The organism is Lacticaseibacillus zeae DSM 20178 = KCTC 3804, assembly GCF_000260435.1.
Taxonomy (GTDB): Bacteria; Bacillota; Bacilli; order Lactobacillales; family Lactobacillaceae; genus Lacticaseibacillus; species Lacticaseibacillus zeae.
Map to the genome: position 1 here is coordinate 70,201 of NZ_BACQ01000050.1, position 17,793 is coordinate 87,993.

The 17,793-nt window shown below is 51.5% G+C and carries 12 protein-coding genes; 1 reads left to right on the top strand and 11 read right to left on the bottom strand.

What is annotated here, in order from left to right; translation table 11 throughout:
• Positions 1-78: 78 nt before the first annotated feature.
• A complete protein-coding gene (locus GSO_RS10005; protein WP_010491704.1) occupies positions 79-885 on the bottom strand; it encodes a hypothetical protein in 807 nt (268 codons plus the stop codon).
• Positions 886-1,147: 262 nt separating this feature from the next.
• Between GSO_RS10005 and GSO_RS10010 the strand changes: the two genes are divergently transcribed.
• The gene (locus tag GSO_RS10010; protein ID WP_010491706.1) at positions 1,148-2,344 is read left to right on the top strand and encodes an AbrB/MazE/SpoVT family DNA-binding domain-containing protein; all 1,197 of its coding nucleotides are present in this window, start codon (positions 1,148-1,150) and stop codon (positions 2,342-2,344) included.
• 229 nt (positions 2,345-2,573) lie between these two features.
• On the opposite strand, the gene GSO_RS10015 is transcribed toward GSO_RS10010, so the two are convergent.
• The 10 genes from GSO_RS10015 to fabZ all read right to left on the bottom strand — a co-directional run bounded on the left by GSO_RS10015 (position 2,574) and on the right by fabZ (position 17,537).
• Positions 2,574-5,306 carry a YhgE/Pip domain-containing protein gene (locus tag GSO_RS10015; protein WP_010491708.1) on the bottom strand — a complete coding sequence of 911 codons (2,733 nt, stop codon included), beginning with the start codon at positions 5,304-5,306 and terminating at the stop codon, positions 2,574-2,576.
• 211 nt (positions 5,307-5,517) lie between these two features.
• Positions 5,518-7,482 (bottom strand): PTS sucrose transporter subunit IIABC, encoded by a 1,965-nt coding sequence (locus GSO_RS10020; protein WP_010491710.1) that lies wholly within the window; start codon positions 7,480-7,482, stop codon positions 5,518-5,520.
• A 1-nt stretch (position 7,483) separates the two neighbouring features.
• Positions 7,484-9,148, bottom strand: a complete 1,665-nt coding sequence (locus GSO_RS10025) for a glycoside hydrolase family 13 protein (RefSeq protein WP_010491712.1) — start codon at positions 9,146-9,148, stop codon at positions 7,484-7,486.
• 75 nt (positions 9,149-9,223) lie between these two features.
• A complete protein-coding gene (locus tag GSO_RS10030) occupies positions 9,224-10,225 on the bottom strand; it encodes a LacI family DNA-binding transcriptional regulator (RefSeq protein ID WP_010491714.1) in 1,002 nt (333 codons plus the stop codon).
• Positions 10,226-10,444: 219 nt separating this feature from the next.
• Positions 10,445-11,923, bottom strand: coding sequence for a sucrose-6-phosphate hydrolase (locus tag GSO_RS10035; RefSeq protein WP_010491716.1), 1,479 nt, complete (start codon positions 11,921-11,923; stop codon positions 10,445-10,447).
• 463 nt (positions 11,924-12,386) lie between these two features.
• Positions 12,387-13,568, bottom strand: a complete 1,182-nt coding sequence (locus GSO_RS10040) for an SAM-dependent methyltransferase (protein ID WP_010491718.1) — start codon at positions 13,566-13,568, stop codon at positions 12,387-12,389.
• Between the two features lie 97 nt (positions 13,569-13,665).
• Positions 13,666-14,439, bottom strand: a complete 774-nt coding sequence (gene accA / locus GSO_RS10045; RefSeq protein WP_010491720.1) for an acetyl-CoA carboxylase carboxyltransferase subunit alpha — start codon at positions 14,437-14,439, stop codon at positions 13,666-13,668.
• Positions 14,440-14,879: 440 nt separating this feature from the next.
• Entirely contained in the window at positions 14,880-15,695 is an 816-nt protein-coding gene (locus tag GSO_RS10050; protein ID WP_010491722.1) for an acetyl-CoA carboxylase carboxyltransferase subunit beta, read from the bottom strand.
• The gene (locus GSO_RS10055; RefSeq protein ID WP_010491724.1) at positions 15,677-17,059 is read right to left on the bottom strand and encodes an acetyl-CoA carboxylase biotin carboxylase subunit; all 1,383 of its coding nucleotides are present in this window, start codon (positions 17,057-17,059) and stop codon (positions 15,677-15,679) included. The genes GSO_RS10050 and GSO_RS10055 overlap by 19 nt, the downstream gene beginning before the upstream one ends.
• Before the next feature lie 37 nt (positions 17,060-17,096).
• Complete coding sequence (fabZ, locus tag GSO_RS10060; RefSeq protein ID WP_010491726.1) at positions 17,097-17,537, bottom strand: 3-hydroxyacyl-ACP dehydratase FabZ; 441 nt, start codon at positions 17,535-17,537, stop codon at positions 17,097-17,099.
• Positions 17,538-17,793 lie beyond the last annotated feature (256 nt).

Consider the following 17,793-nt stretch of genomic DNA (forward strand, 5'->3'; position numbering starts at 1 on the left):
ATTTCATATTATATCAAGAAAACCTGCTGCACGCTGGCTCTCCTAAAACTAGGCTGTGGATAACTATTTTTGCCTCCACTACCCCACAACCTGCCTAACCGCCACCCAAATCAACCCAGCAGCCATCAACCCCATGGAAACATTAACCACCCGCGACGCGATCCGCCGCTCGCGCTCGTCCATGTCTTCCAACATGCCAAGGGTGTAGTCGTTATACGGCCCGGCATCCCAATAACCGACATAGTAGCTCAAGATGCCTTTTTCGCGGAAGGTTAACGGCTCGCTGCCTTCGTGTAGGAGCAGCTTGTCGTCGAATAGCGCGTATAGATCGTCGCTGAACATGGCGGTGCGGCGGTTGTGTTGAGCCTCTGTCTTGACGCGTTCCAGGAGTTTGTGGAATCTGTCCCATTCGCGTTGGTCGGCGTCGTCTTGTGGGGTCCATTCGTCTAACTTTTTCTGGAAGATGTGGAGGACGTCGTCGAAGTGGCGGCGTTGGTAGTTGTTGGCGAAGGTTAAGTAACGGTTGTTTTCGTTGAGGTGTTTGGTTTGCCAGGTTTGAAACAGGAAAAGGCCTAGCAGTCCGAGGGTTGTTATGGCGTTCAGGAGGTTGCTGAAGTTCCATTGTGCCATGAGGTGTTGGAGGCTGCTGATGACCCAGAAGGTGGCGATGAGCAGCGTGACGGCGATGGAAAGTAGCTGCTTTTGGCGAATTTGTGGATTTTTTTGCATTTCTTCGTAGATGGTTTGCCGGTATTTTAAGTACATGATGATGTAGTCCAGTAGGTTCAGTGAGCGGACTTGCCGGTAAGTCTTGACGATTGCAAATAACAAAACGACCAGGCTAACGAGGTTGATGACCTGGTTGATCGCATCAATTTGCGCCATAGCGTAACTCCTTTGCAAAAAGTATCGGCACCCATTTTTCCAGCCAGAACCGTTGGCGACTGTGGCTTGTTGACTGGCCATTTTGCCCTATGCGCCAACATAATTTGATTTTAAACGGAATCCCATTAAATTGCGAGGTTAACGAAAAGGTTCTGCTCAACTGCAAAAGTTGGATAAGTTGGCTTTTCCCCTTCGCGCTGGATGTGCTACAGTTAGGTTCTGTATAGAAGTAACATCAAGCATCTTTGGGGAGCAGAAAAAATTGACCAAACAAGCACATCACATCGTCATCCCTGACGCCATCATGGAAGACCTGGATATTAAAGATGGCGAACAAGTCGAGGTGACGTTAAAAGATAAGGAAGCGGTGATTCGGCCGAAGCAGGCGGATACGGGGACGCAGACGATTTCGCTGCGGTTCTTTCTGATTCCATCAATTCTGTCAGGGATTATTTTTCTGGCGTATTTCTTCTACTTTAACATCATGCAAGTGCCGATGACGGGGAAAAACTCGATTGCGCAGATGGTGATTGTCCTTGGCGAGCTGAGTGGCATGAGTACGTTTGCGGTGGCGTATATTCGCAATCACCGGCAGATCCATGGACGTGATCATCGGCGTCGGTATTGGCGGATTTTCCCGACGTTGCTGCTGTCGTTTGCGATTATTCTAGCATTCGTGGCCTCGGTGTTTTTCTGGGCGATTGGTTATATGTTTGAAGGCGTCAGTTTTGATATTTACACGGCGACCGGGCTGTTCTTCATTTTTATCAGTATTGTGAACTACCTGATGATTTATTCGGCGCTGTCGATTTCGACGTCGTTTATTACCACGCTGTTTCTGTCAACATTTGTCGGCGGCGTGGTGGGCGCGATTGTGACCAACAGTTCGCGTCAGTGGTGGCAGCACAATGTCAGCTTTTTAGGCACCAGCAAAGCCCTGAACGCGTGGCAGTTTAACCTGACCATCGCGGTGTCGGCCTTGCTGTGGATCGCCTTGGTGGACTACTTATTCGTTCCGCTCATGGCGCATCGCAAAACCGACTGGCGGCTAATCGCGCTCCGCATCTTACTGACCGTCGCTGCCATCGCCTTGCTGGGGGTCGGCCTGTTCCCGAATAATCGCGGTATCCTGCATGTTCTGCACACCCAAAGCGCGTGGTTCCTGAACTACTTCCTGATCGGCATGATCATCGCCGTGCGCTGGCTGCTGCCGGGGGTATCGCGCGAATTTCTCAGCACCAGCTACACCATCGGCGGCATCATTATCTTAGCCGCCATCCTGTTCCAATTCGTGCACTACCTGTCGCTGACTGCGTTCGAGATGATCGCCTTCGCCTTAGCCATGTCATGGATCATGCTGCTGCTGCAAAACATCCACCGGCTTTATCAAAAAGATGAATCCACCTTCGTCGTGACGGTGACGAGTGGAAAAGAAAAGTCATCTGAAAAATCGGCATAGAAATTACATCAAATGGTGAGCCTCAGCGCATAAACTGAAGTTCGCCATTTTATTTTGCTCCAATCGCTGACACCTTGAACTGCTGTACCCTATCGTTGGCGCATTCAAACATACCGTAACCGGCCGTCTATGTAAAAAACAACCTCACCAGCAAATCGCCAGTCAGGTTGCCTTTTGTCGATCACCAAACGACCTAATTTCTGCATCAGTTATCTCCGACACTTCAAAATCATTCAATAATTTTCGATCGCCGCGTAATGGTGTGCATTTTCTCAATCCACGGGTGAATCGGTTCCTTCAAGAAGAGTCCCAACAAGAAGAAGCTAATGCCGAATACGGCCAGAACGGCGAGGTCAAGCCAGAGATTAGGCCAGTAGATACCACCGACCGTTTCCCGTAAGAGGTTGACGGCGTAGGTGAATGGCAGCCACGGATTGATCATCTGGAAGAATTTGCCTGACAGCACGACTGGGAAGTTCCCTCCGGCTCCGGAAATGGACAAGACCAGAATGATGATGCCGATGCCTTTCCCGATGTTGCCGAATAGCGAGATCAACATGTAGAGGATCGAAACGAAGACCACGCTCAGCATCATGGAAAATAGCAGGTAAAGTGGCTTGTCGACGACGTAAGTGCCAATCAGGAAAAGATTGCCAAGTGCCGCAATGAGGCCCTGCAACATCCCCAGTCCCACAAACGTCAGCCAGCGTGCAACGTACATTTGTTTGACCGTGGCATCGCTGAGTGTTGCCGGCAACTGGTATTCGGTGACCAAAATCGCCCCAAGTAACAATGCCCCGACCCAGATACACAAGGCCAGATAGAATGGCGCACTTTGCGATCCGTACGTCGGAATCGCGTAGAAGCTTTGTTGCTTGAGCTCGACCGGTTTAGCCAAGAACCCGGCCTCTTTCGTCGCATCCCGGCGCAAAAGCTTGATCAGTTGCGACAGGTCAACCGACTTTTCACCTTTTTTGATGGCAGCGGCGCCTTTTTGAATGGCATCTTTTAGGGTCGGCCAGTCGTTTTTGATGAAGGTATGCGCATCATCCAGCCCACTCTGCAGCTGCGGCATTTTTTCGTTTGCCAGCGCCAAGGTGTTGGTCAGATCCTTTTCAATGCCCGGCAGATCCTGGTTAATAAAGTCGGTCGCCTTCGTCAATTTGGCTTTAAGACTAGGAAAATCGTTTTGGTACAAATCGGCAACGGTCGTCACGCCACTCGTGATCAGGTTCATGTGTCCATTCAGTAAGGTGTTGGCATCGGTTAGTTCCTGCTTCAGCGCTGGCAATTGTTGTTGAGCCTTGACCAAAAAGCTATGCGCCTGCGTGAGCAAATCCTTGGTGCCACTGAGGAGCGATGGTAGTTCTGGCAAGATCTGATTGTTGATGGTGGCAAGCGTGGTGCTGGCGTCCTCAAGTGCGGCTTTAAAGTCGTTCAACACCTGTTTGACACTGGTGCCGATATCGAGTGCCTTGAGCGCATCAGCAGTGGCAGCAAACTGATCAGCCGTTTTGGCTAGCGCTCCCAAGCGTGCCTGGATCTCACTGGTACTCAGATTAGGCACGTCCTTGGCCAGCGCTTCGGCACCATCCTTCACTGCGGTTGCCGTTGCCGCAACTTCTTTCAGCTGGGCAATGGCGCCGGCCAAGATCTGGTCGTCTTTACCGGTATGTTTGTTAAGGCTGGCCTGCACCCGTTCAAGCATTTCGGCCAACCTAGTCGCGTTGTCCGCCACCTTGCCCTGCCGCTTCGCCAAGGCCGTCACCCGTTCGACCATCGCCTGCTTAACGGCGGCCTTATCCTGATTATTGTCAAGCTGCTGGAGTTGATTCTGCAAGGTCGTTAAATCCGCACTTAGGCTGGTGTTGGCTGCCGCAATCAGCGTCAAACCGGCATCGGTGGCATTTTGCACAACATCCAAAGCAGTACTGATTTTCGGCAGCACCTCATCTTTGGTGGTCCCCACTGCCGCCTGCGCTTTTTGGCCGAAATCCGTCAGCGCTGGTAAGGTGCCATCGACCTGATTAATCACCGTGATGCCTTGATCGGTCACTTTGACCGCTTGACTGACGCCGCTTTCCAGTTGATCAAAATTGGTGACCACCGTGTTCAGCTGCGCGCCGGCTTGCTGAACTTCCGGTAATTTGCTTTTCACCGCAGTTGGCAGTTCACCGGCATCTTGCACCATCGGCAAATAACCATTCGCGGCGGTTAGTTTCTGGGCCATTTGATTGACTTCTGGGAGATACCCGGCGATTTCATTTGCCATTTGTAACTTTGCCCGAATTGCCGGCATTTTTCCTTGTAAGTCGTCCACTTCAGCCAGGTACTTTTCAATGGTCGGTAACTGATCATTGGTATTCGTGACCAGACTGGCAAACCGCCGAATCATCGGCAGGTTTTGATCCAGCTTGATGCCGGCTTTATTAAACGTCTTGACCAGCGTTTTGGCGACGGTTGCGACGAATTCATCCGAAATGGTATTTTGCAGCGTGCTTGCGCCGGTGCTGGTAATTTTCGGAGCAATCGCATTGATTTTCTCGTTTACATAATAATCCAGCTTAGACTTATGGATCTTCCCGTCAACAAAGCTCAGCAGATCAGTGGAAAAATGCTTTGGCACCACGACACCGGCGTAATACTTGCCGCTTTTGACGCCTTCTTGGACGGCCTTTTTAGAATCCACAAACCGCCAGCCAAGCTGTTTATTGTGCTTCAGTTGATCCATCAGCTCGTCCCCGACCGCAATTTTCTGATCCCGAAAAGTCGCCGGCTGATCAGCCGAGTATACCGCGACCGTCAGATCCTGGGTATTGCTGTAAGGATCCCACAGCGCCCAAACGTTAAACCAGCAATAAAGGCTGGGAATGATGACCAGTGCCGCGATCAGCAGAAAAGCGAACGGACTTTTCACAATCCGTTTCCAGTCCAAAGCAACTAGTTTACCAATGTTACGCATAACTTCCTCCGAATGTCAGCTTGAAATATTGGTTGATTATATCACAGGTGTTTGCTCACGCCATTGGACAAAATGCGGGATGTGTTAGGTTTTGCAAGGACAGCGCTTGACGTTTCAGAATATCAAAAACATCATAAAAAGCCTTAACCCTACCTTATCAGGCATCCAAACACCCAAGGTAGCATTAAGGCTTATTTCAATGCAATTTTTCCTACAACGACGCCGGCGAAACCGACTCAACCTTCACATCTTCCCGTTGAACCGCAAGGAGATCCGCACCAGCTTGAACAGTTGTGTCCGCAACCGGCTCGATACGCGCGTATGATTTACTGTTCGTGATCAGCACGATGGTGGTTGGATCAAGTCCGGCCTTTTTGATCGCCGCTTGATCAAAGGTGCCGAGTAAGTCGCCCTTGTTGACATGCTGACCGGCTTTAACAGCCACCGTGAACGGCGCGCCTTTCAAATTGACGGTGTCGATGCCCAGATGGACCAGAATTTCCATGCCGTCATCGGTCGTCATGCCATACGCGTGGCCAGTGTCGGCAACCACCGACAATGTACCGGTTTGCGGGGCGTAGACGTTGTTGACGCCTTTTTCTGCTGGTTGGATCGCCAGTCCGTCGCCCATCATGCCGGAAGCGAAAACCGGATCGCTGACCTTGGCCAAGGCCACGGTTTCACCGCTGACCGGTGCGTAGACTTTGTCGTCGCTGACGGTGGAGGAAATCACGGCATTGGCCGTCTCGACGTTTTCGTCAGGCTTCAGAACTTCTTTAGGAATTGCGAATGCGTTGGTGGCAACGAAGGCAACCACCACCGTACCTAACGAAACCACTGTGTACCATAACAATGCGTGGCCGTTATAGATGTACATCAGGTAAGACGGCACCACCGCGAGTCCGTATGAGTTGGCTGCGACGTTGAGCATGCTGAGAATGGCCGCCCCGAGCCCGGACGTCAGCACCGTAACGATCAGTGGCCGGAAGTTGTAGCGAATTAAGACCCCGAATAACGTCGGTTCCGAAACCCCGAAGAGCTGCGACGTGAACGCGCCCATTGACGTGGCTTTTGCCTTATTGGAACGGGCCCGCAGGAAAATGGCGAGCGCCACGCCTAAGTTCGCGAATCCATACATAGCTTCCAACGTGATCAACGGGTTCAACCCGGTTGACGCCAGCAAAGATGTTTCGATGGCAATCATGGTCTGGTGGATCCCGATCAGGACCATCAGCGGATACGCTGCCCCGATCAGGAAGCCGCCAATCCCAAATGGCAAGTGGATCACCGCTTCAACGCCGACCAGCATCCCACTTTCAATCGCATGAACAATGGGACCGACCCCCAGAATCATGATGGCGAACGTGACCAGCATGGTGAGAAACGGCGTCAGAATCTGTTCCAACACATTGGGCATGTGCCGCCGGAAAAAGAGTTCCAATTTTGCCCCGATAAAGCCAGCCACCAGTGCGGTTAACACCGATCCCTGACTACCTTCAACCGGCAACCAGCCAAACAACATAATCGCCTTGGCACTGCCATCCGCCACAGAATAGGCATTCGGTAAAATCGGCGACACCAGCATCAAGCCGATGACGATCCCGATAATTGGCGTCCCTTTAAAATAGCGGAACGTTGACCAGACAATCAGCGCAGGTAGGAACGCGAACACCGTGTCGGTCAAAACGGAAATTACCGAGGTTAAACTCGCGGGAATATCACTGGGAACCGCACCGAAAAGTTTCAAGACCTGAGCGTTCGTGGCAGCACTTTTCAACCCTAAAAACAACCCGGTTGCGGCGATGACTGGAATAATCGGAATGAAAATACCAGACAACATCGCCATCAAGCGTTGCACGAGCGTTTTGTGCTCACCGGTTGCCGCCGCAGTCGTATCGGCGTCATCCTTGCCATAAATGGCATTCACCGTGCCTAGCTTGGCAATCGCCGCATACACATCGTTGACAACACCAGTGCCGATAATGACCTGATACTGGCCAGAGCCATAAAACACGCCTTTGACTTCCGGTAGTTTTTCCAGCGCCTTGTCGTCAATTGCCTTGCGATCCTTGACTACAAAGCGCAACCGGGTTTGGCAATGGGTCACGGAATCAATGTTGTTCTCCCCGACCAGCTTCAGAATTGCTTTTGCTTCTTGTTCATAATTTTTTGCCATCTTAATTCACCTCAATGAGAATTGCTTGATAAGGTTTCAACGTTGGTGCGGCATCCGGATAGTTATTAAGCCAGATCCGCCCAGCCGGTAATGCGACCGTTGCCGGCTGGGCGCTTAAATTGACGAAAATCTGCACATGCTGCCCGCGGGCATAGGCGATAACATGATCGTCTGCGACCTTGATCGGAGCAAAATCGCCCTCAATTAGATCCGTCCGCAATGACGAATCGTTGCGCAACCGGCAAAGCTTTTGGTAAAAGTGCCACACCGAGTTTGGATCTGCATGCTCATCCTGCCAGTTCACACCAGGGGCCTGCTGGGCGATTGGCAACCACGGCTGATGGGTGCTGAAGCCGCCATTGACCTGATCATTCCAAGGATACGGTGTGCGCGCATTGTCGCGTGACCGCCGATTGACACACGCCAGCGCCTCCGCTGGGGAATAGCCTTCCGCAAGCGCCCGCTGATAGTTATCGTGCGTCGGCAGATCGTCAAACTGGTCGATCCTGGTTCGCGTTGCATTGACCATCCCTAACTCCTGCCCTTGATAAATGAACGGACATCCCCGTAAGCAGAAGTACAACAATGCCAGTGCTTTGGCTCCGATAGCATTGCGATAAGCCGGATCCTTAATATACTTGCTCAAACTCCGCGGCTGGTCATGATTTTCCAAAAAGTTCGCGCCCCAACCAACCTTTTGAATCGCCAGCTGGCTTTTGGCAATCGCGTCACCTAACATTTTGGGTGTCCAGTCCGTTTGTTTGAACCATTCGGAACCGGAAGCCACATCGATATCGGCATAATGAAAATCAAAAATCATGGAAAAGTAGCCGTTGGGACCGATGAAATCAGCTAGCTGATCGTAACTTACCCCAGAAGCCTCGCCAATTGTGACGGCGTTGGCTGGACGAAAAGTCGCATCATTTAGCTCTTTAAGAAAACGACCCAGACCCGGACGATTTTCAGCCTTACGCTTGATCTTGCCAAGGCCATCACTGCCATCAGGGGTCAACGCCGCAAAGTCCTGATCCTTTTTAATAAACGTGATGGCATCAATGCGGAAGCCAGCCAAGCCTTTTGCCAGCCACCAATTAATCATTTGGTAAATGGCTTGCCGCAGTTTCGGATTTTCCCAATTGAGATCCGGTTGTTCCGGCGAAAAAACGTGCAGGTAGTATGTGTTCGGCTCACCCGGCACCACGGTCCAGGCCGAGCCGGCGCCGAAGTTCGAGCGCCAGTTATTCGGCGGCTGGCCGTCGTGACCCTGACGAAAAATATAAAACTGCCGATACGGCGAGTTTGGATCTTTTAACGCTGCCTGAAACCACGGGTGCTGATCCGATGTGTGATTCACCACCAAATCCATCACGACTTTAATGCCAAGCGTCTTAGCTGTTGCCATGAGCCGGTCAAAATCGGCCATGGTGCCAAACTGCGGATTGATGGCTTGATAATCCGAAATATCGTAGCCGTTGTCCACCATCGGACTTTTGTAAATCGGCGACAGCCAAATCGCCGTCACGCCTAATTCCTTAAGTTTTGGCAATTCCTCAATGATGGCAGGCAAGTCACCAATGCCATCGTCGTTACTGTCTTTGAATGACGCCGGATAAATTTGATAAAAGATTTCCTGTTGCCACCATGTGCGGCTGGTTGGATTGACCATGTTTGAATCCCCCTGCTAAATGACGCTTTGATATTTAAAGTGTGGTATCGATTCCATATTGGCTAAAAATAAAACTCAGGCGCTTTGCCTGATTTTTAACGATAACGCTAATGTTGCCGGATCCTTTTGGTGGTCGCCGCGGCCAAGTCCGCGCAACAACATATCCGTGGCAACCTGGGCCATCTCGGTCACCGGTTGATGAACGGTGGTCAGCGGCACGCGGGCGAACGGCGCAAATGGCTGATCATCATACCCCATCACCGCGATGTCATCCGGTACCTTCAGATCCGCCGCCAGCAAACTATCCAGCACGCCAACCGCCACTTCATCCGAGTTGGTAAAAATGGCGTCAGGCCGCTTGACTGGTGCTAATGCGGCTAATTGCTTGCCAATCGCTTGGCCTTCCGCGGCGGTATGCACTTGATCGAAAAGTAATGATGGCTCAACTGCCAGTTTATGTGCCGCCATAAAGTCAAAGAACGCTTGAGTACGGGTCTTCCCGTGCCGCGCGCTTTGAATGGCACCGCCTGTCACGTAGGCAAATCGGCGGTGCCCTTTTTCATACAGGTAATCAAGTGCATCCCGCGTTGCCTGATAATGCGGCAGCACCAAGGAAGTCGCATGTGGAATCTTCACATCGGCATTCACCACTACGACACGCCCGGGAAAAGCTTTGGCAACAGCCGCAACCCGCTCCGGTGCTTCAACCGAGGCCAAAATAATGCCATCCAGTTTCCGGCTTTTCAATTGATCCAAAAACCGCTCCTCGGCATCCGGATCGTCATAAGTCTGCGAAATCATCACTTGATAACCTTGCTCATGCAGCGTGCGCTCAATTGCATCAAACAACCCAGCGAAAAACGGATTCGTCACCCGCGAGACCAAAACCCCGATATTGCCAGTGGCTTGGGCCCGCAATGAGGTCGCTGCAGCACTCGGTGTATAGCCTAGCGTTTGAATCGCCGCTTCAATCCGCGCCTTCTTGTCCGCGGAAATATACGGATGATGATTTAAATATCGCGACACGGTTGTCACGCCGACCCCCGCTGCTGTCGCAATTTCCCGAATCGTCGCCATGGACTTGCTCTCCTTTTTATGGAATCGATTTCATAAAACGAGTATACAGCGCTTTCAGAGAATGTCAAGTTGTTATCCGGGAATTTTCCGCGCACTTTGCGCAGGACTGTCCTCACTAAACACCACGCCGAGGCAAACAAAAACTCCAGCCACATGACCAATTAAGGCCACATAACTGGAGCAAGGACATGACTTCTTTTAATCCTGCATTCGCCGGCCTCACAACCCGCCGTTATCCTTCCGCAAATTCCATGCCTGCACCGCGCTGACCGCAGCTGCCGGGGTGACGCGCACGGCACTGGGACAGGTGTCGCCAAAGAACCGGCCGGAAACCACGCGATAGCCATCGTCAATGAAAAGCTCGAAAACGGACACGTCAATGAACAACCGAATCGTCACGGTCTTACCTGCTGGAAAACCAAATTGCCGCAGACTACCGCCATTATTGCGGTTCTCCCGCTGCACCATACCCTGCCCGCTATCGGAATCAAGGTTAATCAGCAACTGATCATGATCGCCGTCAGGAATATGCAGCGTCGTCTTCTGTCCGGCCGCCAGCGTCATCGTGAGTTCGAAGGCACCGGTTAAGTCGGCCACTGACCAGTTGTCGGCCGTCTGTGTCACAGTCGGCAAGCTATCATCCGCAGTCTCGCGCAACGTCTCAACGTTTGGATGCGGCACCAGACAAACATGCCCATCGCGGAGATCCAGCTTCCGCACGTAACTCAATACGCCTTCCCAGCCATCGTCATCAGTTGGATAACTCGTGTCCGGCAAGCCTAACCACGAAATCGCAAGCGTGCCATCCTTTTCGGTATTGGCCAGCCGAGTCGCGTAAAAGTCAAAGCCTTTATCAATGTTCTGCAAGTGCTGATGCGTCAAGGCACCGGTTTCAGGATCAAAACTATCGGCCACAAGCGCAATGTTAGGGAAAACATTTTCATATTCGAAAAAGTCCTGATCCAACCCTTGCGGACAATAAACCAACACAACCTTACCGTTAATGAAGGCGATGTTAGGGCACTCAACCATGTAACCGCAAAACTCGTCCGGGATCCCGAGCGGCGCCACGAAACGCCAAGTCTTGTCCGGTTTTTTTTCGTATAACAAAATAGCGCCAGTGTGATCAGCACGCTGGCCGCCCACTAGGACATAGGTTTTGTCTTGATATTTGAAAAGAAACGGATCGCGAAACTCTTGGGTATACCCAGCTGGTGGCGCAGCAATCAACGGCTTAGGATCTTTAAACAGCCGACTATCCGCACCCAACACCGCACCCAGTTGAGTCGCATGCCGATGCCATTGTTCGTCACGCACATTCCCGGTGTACATGATCCGCAACGTGCCATGCGTCACCAGCGCAGAGCCAGTATAAGCCCCTTGCGCATCATGCTCGTCCTCCGGCAAAAGATCCCCCGGCACCCGCCGCCAGTTAAATAAATCTTTTGAGACGACATGCGCCCACGACTTCAGGCCATGAACGGGGCCAAATGGAAACTGCTGATAATAAAGATGCCATTTGCCGTTGAAAAAGTTCAGACTACACGGATCATTGATCAAGCCGGTGTCTGGTTGAACATGGGTTTTGGTCCGCCACTTACTTGCGGCGACTTGAGCTTTCAAGCTAGCCACGTATTCCGGTGTCCAAGCTGAATACGGCTGATAACGCTTTGCCATATGCTCAATTGAATCGGTCATGTACTTACCACCTTGTGTTTGAAATAATACCCTTATCTTATCTGAGTTAATGGCAATGTCAATGAAAGCGTGAACAAAATAACTTTAGTTTTTCCATTGTGCTTGATGTGCTGGGATTTAACGGCAAAAATGTGACGGCTTGGAACATCATGCCTAACCCTTTAAGAGTTCATTCGTAATATAACTCAATAATTCGCGCTCACCAAACAAAAACCCCGCAGCTGCTTGCTACGGGATTCGGGCTTGGCCGATCGGATGGAGGCCGATCGGCGACTTCACTTTGGAGGAGTAGAAATGAAAAAGTTGGTTGGGGTTTAGGAATGAGTGGGTGGCTCACTTCTATGCTGTTAATACTACCGACCATGTTTGAACATTTTGTGACGCTAAGTTGTTCTTTGTGTTAAGCATCTTACAAGCTTTCAGATCACCCATATCTGACCAAAAAGTCGTCACAACCGACTCACTAGTCGTACATGTAGTCACGGGTCGCCGGCAAGTCCTTGCCTGACGGGCCTTTACTAATCAAATACTGCATGACGTCGATATTGCCGGCCTCAAAACTGGCAGCTGCGGCCTGCAGGTAGACATCCCACATCCGGGTGAACTCATAACCGAACTTTTGCTGAATCGGATTCCGGTGATTGTTGAAATTCGTATCCCAGAGTTCGAGCGTGTGCTGATAATGACGCCGTAACGGTTCCAGATCATCCAGCTGCATCCCCGCATCGATAATATGACCCAGATTTTCCGTCATGCCCGGAATATAGCCATCCGGGAAAATGTACTTATCAATCCAGGCATTTGATGCTCCGCCTTGTTGCCGAGTAATACCATGGATCAAGGCAACACCATCATTTTTAAGTAGTTTAGCAACATCTTTGAAGTAGCCTTCAAGGTTTTCCTTGCCGACGTGTTCAAACATACCGACAGAGGTAATGTAATCAAACGGCTCGCGATCGAGTTCGCGATAATCCATATACAGCACTTCAGCTACATCCGTCAGATGCTCGGCTTCAATGCGATCGGAAACCAGCTTGAATTGTTCCTTGCTCAGGGTAATGCCGACAACATGCAGGTGGTAAATCTTAGCCGCCCGCAACATCAACGTTCCCCAGCCACAGCCGATATCCAGCAAGGTACGCCCGGGCTGCGGATTCAGTTTACGCAGAATATGATCGATTTTATTCAGCTGAGCGGTTTCCAGATCGTCATCCCAGTTTTCAAAATAGGCGCAGGAATACGTCAGCGTCGGATCCAGCCATAATTTATAAAAGTCATTGCCGAGATCGTAATGCGAATGAATATCTTCCTTCGACTTACGCTCGGTGTGGCTTTGTTTAGGCAGAAAGTGTCTGAGTTTGCTGCTGCGCATAAAACTGCCGGCATTGGCATAAGCCGACGCAATCAGGCGTTGCAATGGTCGATTGCTACCCAACACCTCAATGTCACCACGCATATAGCCTTCACCTAATGCCAGCGAAGCATTTTTGATCAGCTGACGTACAGGAATAGCTTTTTTCATTTTAATTGTGATCGTTGGTTCGCCGGTGCCAAAGGTCTCTTCGGTATGGTCCCAATATTCAACCCGGACCGGAATATTAAAAGATTGACTGAACATGGTATGGTAGAACTTTTTTTCGAGCATGATGGCCTCCGTTTCGAAAAGTTACAAAAGTAATTATAAAACTTTTTAACCAAAGAAAAACACCGCCGTAAAAATGGACGGTGTGGTGCCGTTTTCATTAAAATTGCCGGAACCGCGCCTGGCGCTTGGCAACCAAGCTTTGCGGATCCATGGCCGTCAGCTCAGCCAGTTTGGGCTTCACTGCGGCTTTGAGCGCTGCCGGAAAATCCGCACCGGTATCGGGAACGATCCGGTCACAGACCCCTTTTGCCAACAGATCCTGCGGTGTCAGCTGCATCACTTCAGCTGCTTCTTTCGCGCGGCTGGCATCTTTCCACAAAATCGCGGCAAAGCCTTCCGGTGACAAAATGCTATACATACTCTTATCGGTCATCCAGACTTCATCCCCAAACGCCAAGGCAAGCGCACCGCCTGAGCCACCTTCACCGACTAAAATAGCCAGAATCGGCGTCGGCAGATCCGAACAGGTCACAAGTAAGTCAGCGATCGCTGCTCCTTGCCCGTTCGCTTCGGCTTCTTTACCTGGGTAAGCACCCGGTGTATTGATCAGCGTGACAATCGGCCGGTGAAACTTAGCAGCCTGTTTCATGAGGCGCAACGCTTTCCGGTATCCCCACGGTTCAGGACTGCCAAAATGGGTCTGCAGCCGCTCCGTCAAATCATTGCCCTTGTCAGTCGCAATGACGGTCACGGCTTGCTGATCTAGCCAGCCGATGCCGCCGATCACCGCCGGGTCATCATGGCTCTGCCGATCACCATGGAATTCATGAAAATTGGTGACCAGACCATTGATGAGCTCACGGGTTTGGTACGGCCGCGGTGCACGGGCCGCCTGAACGGTTGCGTAGGCTGAAGTTTCTTTTTTTGGCATGCGAAAATGGCCTCCTTGATTCGGTTAGTACTTGGGGAGATAGGGTGAGAATAGGTGTACGGGACGTTCTATGATGCAAACGCGTTCGCAGTCGCAGAAATCTACGTGTAAGGACCTCAAGCTTTAAATGGCCTAAACCCAGCCTGTGGCTTTCTTGCGCACAAACGCGTTCGCAGTCGCAGAAATCTACGTGTAAGGACCTCAAGCCTATATGGCCAAAACCAGCCTGTGGCTTTCTTGCACACAAACGCGTTCACTGGCGCAGGAGCCTGCGTGTAAGGGCCTTGGTCGCAATGGCCTAAACCCAGACTGTGGCTTTCTTGAGCACAAACGCGTTCGCAGTCGCAGAAATCTACGTGTAAGGACCTCAAGCCTAAATGGCCAAAACCCAGCCATTTAGGCTTGAGGCCACTTACACTCCGATCTCTAAGCGCTCCTGCTCACGCTCTATGCATTTTTAACAAATCCCCCACATAAGCTTCCTGCTCACTCCGCGGCACGATAGCGTCGATGAAGCCACTTTGCAGCAAAGTTTCGGCGCGTTGGAAGTTTTGGGGAAGTTTTTGGTTGATGGTCTGTTCGATGACGCGACGGCCAGCGAAACCGATTAAGCTGTGGGGTTCGGCCAAGGTGATGTCGCCTTGCATGGCAAAGCTGGCGGTCACACCGCCCATGGTTGGATCAGTGAGAATGCTGATGTAAAGCAGGCCGGCATTGCTGTGGTTTTTAACCGCCGCACTAACCTTAGCCATCTGCATCAGTGAATGAATGCCTTCCTGCATCCGGGCACCACCGCTTGCGCAATACAAGACAACCGGTAAGCTGGCTTCTGTGGCTTTTTCAAATAAACGCGTTAAGCGCTCGCCAGTCACGGTCCCCAGAGAGCCCATCATAAACTTAGGATCCATGATGCCTAGGCCACAGACTTGGCCGCCAATGTTAGCTTGGCCAGTCCAGACGCTATCTTTTAAGCCGGTCGCCTGCCGTCCCGCTGCGAGTTTCTTGTCGTAGCCGGGGAAGTCAAGCGGATCGGTTGTGACCAGATCGGCGTCCCATTCAGTTGTTTCGGTTGCCACCAGCGCTAACCGCTTCTTGGCCGTGATGCGAAAGCCGTAGTGGCAATGCGGACAGACTTGAGCATCGCCTAAACTTTCCCGATAGCTGCCTTGCTTACAGTATGGACATTGAATCCACAGGTTTTCGGGCAAGGCCGCTTCACGAGCAAGCGCTTCTTGGGTTAGTTGTGGTTGGAACATGCAGCATCCTTCCTTTCATCCTGCCATTGCGGCAAAAAGTCGCGGTTAAGATAAGCGGTATCGGCTTTACCGGCCAATACAACGGGTGCCTGGAAAAGTGCCAGCGCAAAGTCACGGTTGGTTTTAACGCCTTGAACATCCAATTCGGTCAAGGCGCGGTGCATTTTTGCCAATGCTTCTTGGCGGGTTTGCCCATGGACAATGATCTTAGCAATCATCGCATCATAGTAAGGGCTGATTTTATCGCCAGGCGCAACGCCGGTGTCAACCCGCAAACCTAAGCCGCCGGTCGGGAACCGCAACTGATTCAGGGTGCCGACATCGGGCATGAATTGATGGTCAGGATCTTCGGCATTGAGCCGACATTCAATTGCAACGCCAGATGGCTCGGGCGTCGTCAATTCGACGTCTTCGCCAGCAGCAATCTGCAACTGTGCGCGAACCAAATCGACACCGGTCACCATTTCGGTAATCGGATGTTCGACTTGAATCCGTGTGTTCATTTCCATGAAATAAAAATGATGTTGCTTGTCCATCAAGAATTCAATGGTGCCGGCATTGAGATAATCAACGCCATTGGCAATAGTTTCTGCCAACTGCAACAGCTTGGCTCGCTCAGCGGATGTTAACACTGGGCACGGACTTTCTTCGATCATTTTTTGACTGTGGCGTTGTAAGCTGCAATCACGTTCAGGGAAGACGCTCACATGGCCTTGCCGATCGCGCAGCACCTGCACTTCGACGTGTTTCGCTGGCACAATTACCTTTTCCAGATACATCGTTGGGTCGCCGAACGCTGCCTGGGCTTCTGCCTGGGCACCGGCAAACTCGGCGGTCAGCGCATCGGCGTCGGTCAGCTTACGGATCCCTTTACCGCCGCCACCAGCACTGGCTTTAAGCATCAAGGGATACCCGATTGCCTGAGCCGCTGCCAACGCCGTATCGACATCCTGCAACGGACGGCTCCCGGGAATCACTGGCACTCCAAGATCAATCATGGTCTGGCGGGCGACCGCTTTATCACCCATTTGCTCAATTGCGGTTGGCTTAGGGCCGATAAAAGCCAGGCCGGCATCGGTCACCAACTTGGCAAACTCGGCATTTTCGGATAAGAAACCGAAACCCGGATGCACAACTTCAGCCCCGCTTAAAATGGCGGCGCTGACAACATTGCGCATATTCAGATAAGAGTCGGTTGCCCGCGGACCGCCGATGCAAATCGCTTCATCTGCCAGCGAGACATGTAGGCTGTGGCGATCGGCATTCGAAAATACCGCCACCGAGGTGATGCCCATTTCCCGCAAGGTTTGGATGATGCGGACCGCAATCTCGCCACGGTTGGCAACGAGTACTTTTTTGAACACAGTTCCACTTCCTTACACGAGTCTGAATCCGGCGATGTTAGCCAATGGCAAAAACGAGTTCGGCACTGCAGGCCATGTCTTCGCCGACGTATACCTTGCCTTTGCCTAAGCCAGCATGGTCAATCAGTTTTTCCAAGGTGACTTCGATCCGCAAAACGTCGCCTGGACGAACCATGTGGCGGAACTTGGCTTTTTTAATGCCGCCAAGATAGGCGGTTTTGCCTTTGAAGTCTGGCATTGACAACAAGGCAATTGCCCCGGCCTGCGCCATGGCTTCAATTTGTAAGACGCCCGGGAAAATCGGGTTGCCAGGAAAATGACCTTGGAAAATCTGTTCGTTGATGGAAACATTCTTTTGGGCCACAACTGATTCGCCGGGTTTAAGATCCAGTACTCGGTCGATCATGAGCATCGGATAGCGATGCGGTAGAATTTGCTGAATTTCTTGTGCTTCAAGTGTTTTCTTGGTTTCGAGCATGGAATAAAATTCCTCCTTAAAACGCGTTTGTTAGGTTAGCAGCTGCGCTCAACGTTTTTCTAAGCGCAATCAAGGGAGGGGGATAGTTCTGCTTATACAGAGAATTTTAGGCAATTTGTTCCATGCCGTGCCAAGCTCCGCACTCTCCGGCCAGCTGGGGTGGCGACGCGAAGCTAGAGTGGTGGGCGCGACTTTGAGCCTCTGCAAAACCGGCAGAGTCTCAAAGCTCGGCCTTGTTGTAGGCGGGGCAAAAGAC

Coding starts and splice junctions, on each gene's coding strand:
- GSO_RS10015 (WP_010491708.1), bottom strand. CDS start 5,306: ATGCGTAACATTGGTAAACTAGTTGCTTTGGACTGGAAACGGATTGTG.
- accA (WP_010491720.1), bottom strand. CDS start 14,439: ATGCCAAAAAAAGAAACTTCAGCCTACGCAACCGTTCAGGCGGCCCGT.
- GSO_RS10035 (WP_010491716.1), bottom strand. CDS start 11,923: ATGACCGATTCAATTGAGCATATGGCAAAGCGTTATCAGCCGTATTCA.
- GSO_RS10020 (WP_010491710.1), bottom strand. CDS start 7,482: ATGGCAAAAAATTATGAACAAGAAGCAAAAGCAATTCTGAAGCTGGTC.
- fabZ (WP_010491726.1), bottom strand. CDS start 17,537: ATGCTCGAAACCAAGAAAACACTTGAAGCACAAGAAATTCAGCAAATT.
- GSO_RS10040 (WP_010491718.1), bottom strand. CDS start 13,568: ATGCTCGAAAAAAAGTTCTACCATACCATGTTCAGTCAATCTTTTAAT.
- GSO_RS10030 (WP_010491714.1), bottom strand. CDS start 10,225: ATGGCGACGATTCGGGAAATTGCGACAGCAGCGGGGGTCGGCGTGACA.
- GSO_RS10050 (WP_010491722.1), bottom strand. CDS start 15,695: ATGTTCCAACCACAACTAACCCAAGAAGCGCTTGCTCGTGAAGCGGCC.
- GSO_RS10005 (WP_010491704.1), bottom strand. CDS start 885: ATGGCGCAAATTGATGCGATCAACCAGGTCATCAACCTCGTTAGCCTG.
- GSO_RS10025 (WP_010491712.1), bottom strand. CDS start 9,148: ATGGTCAATCCAACCAGCCGCACATGGTGGCAACAGGAAATCTTTTAT.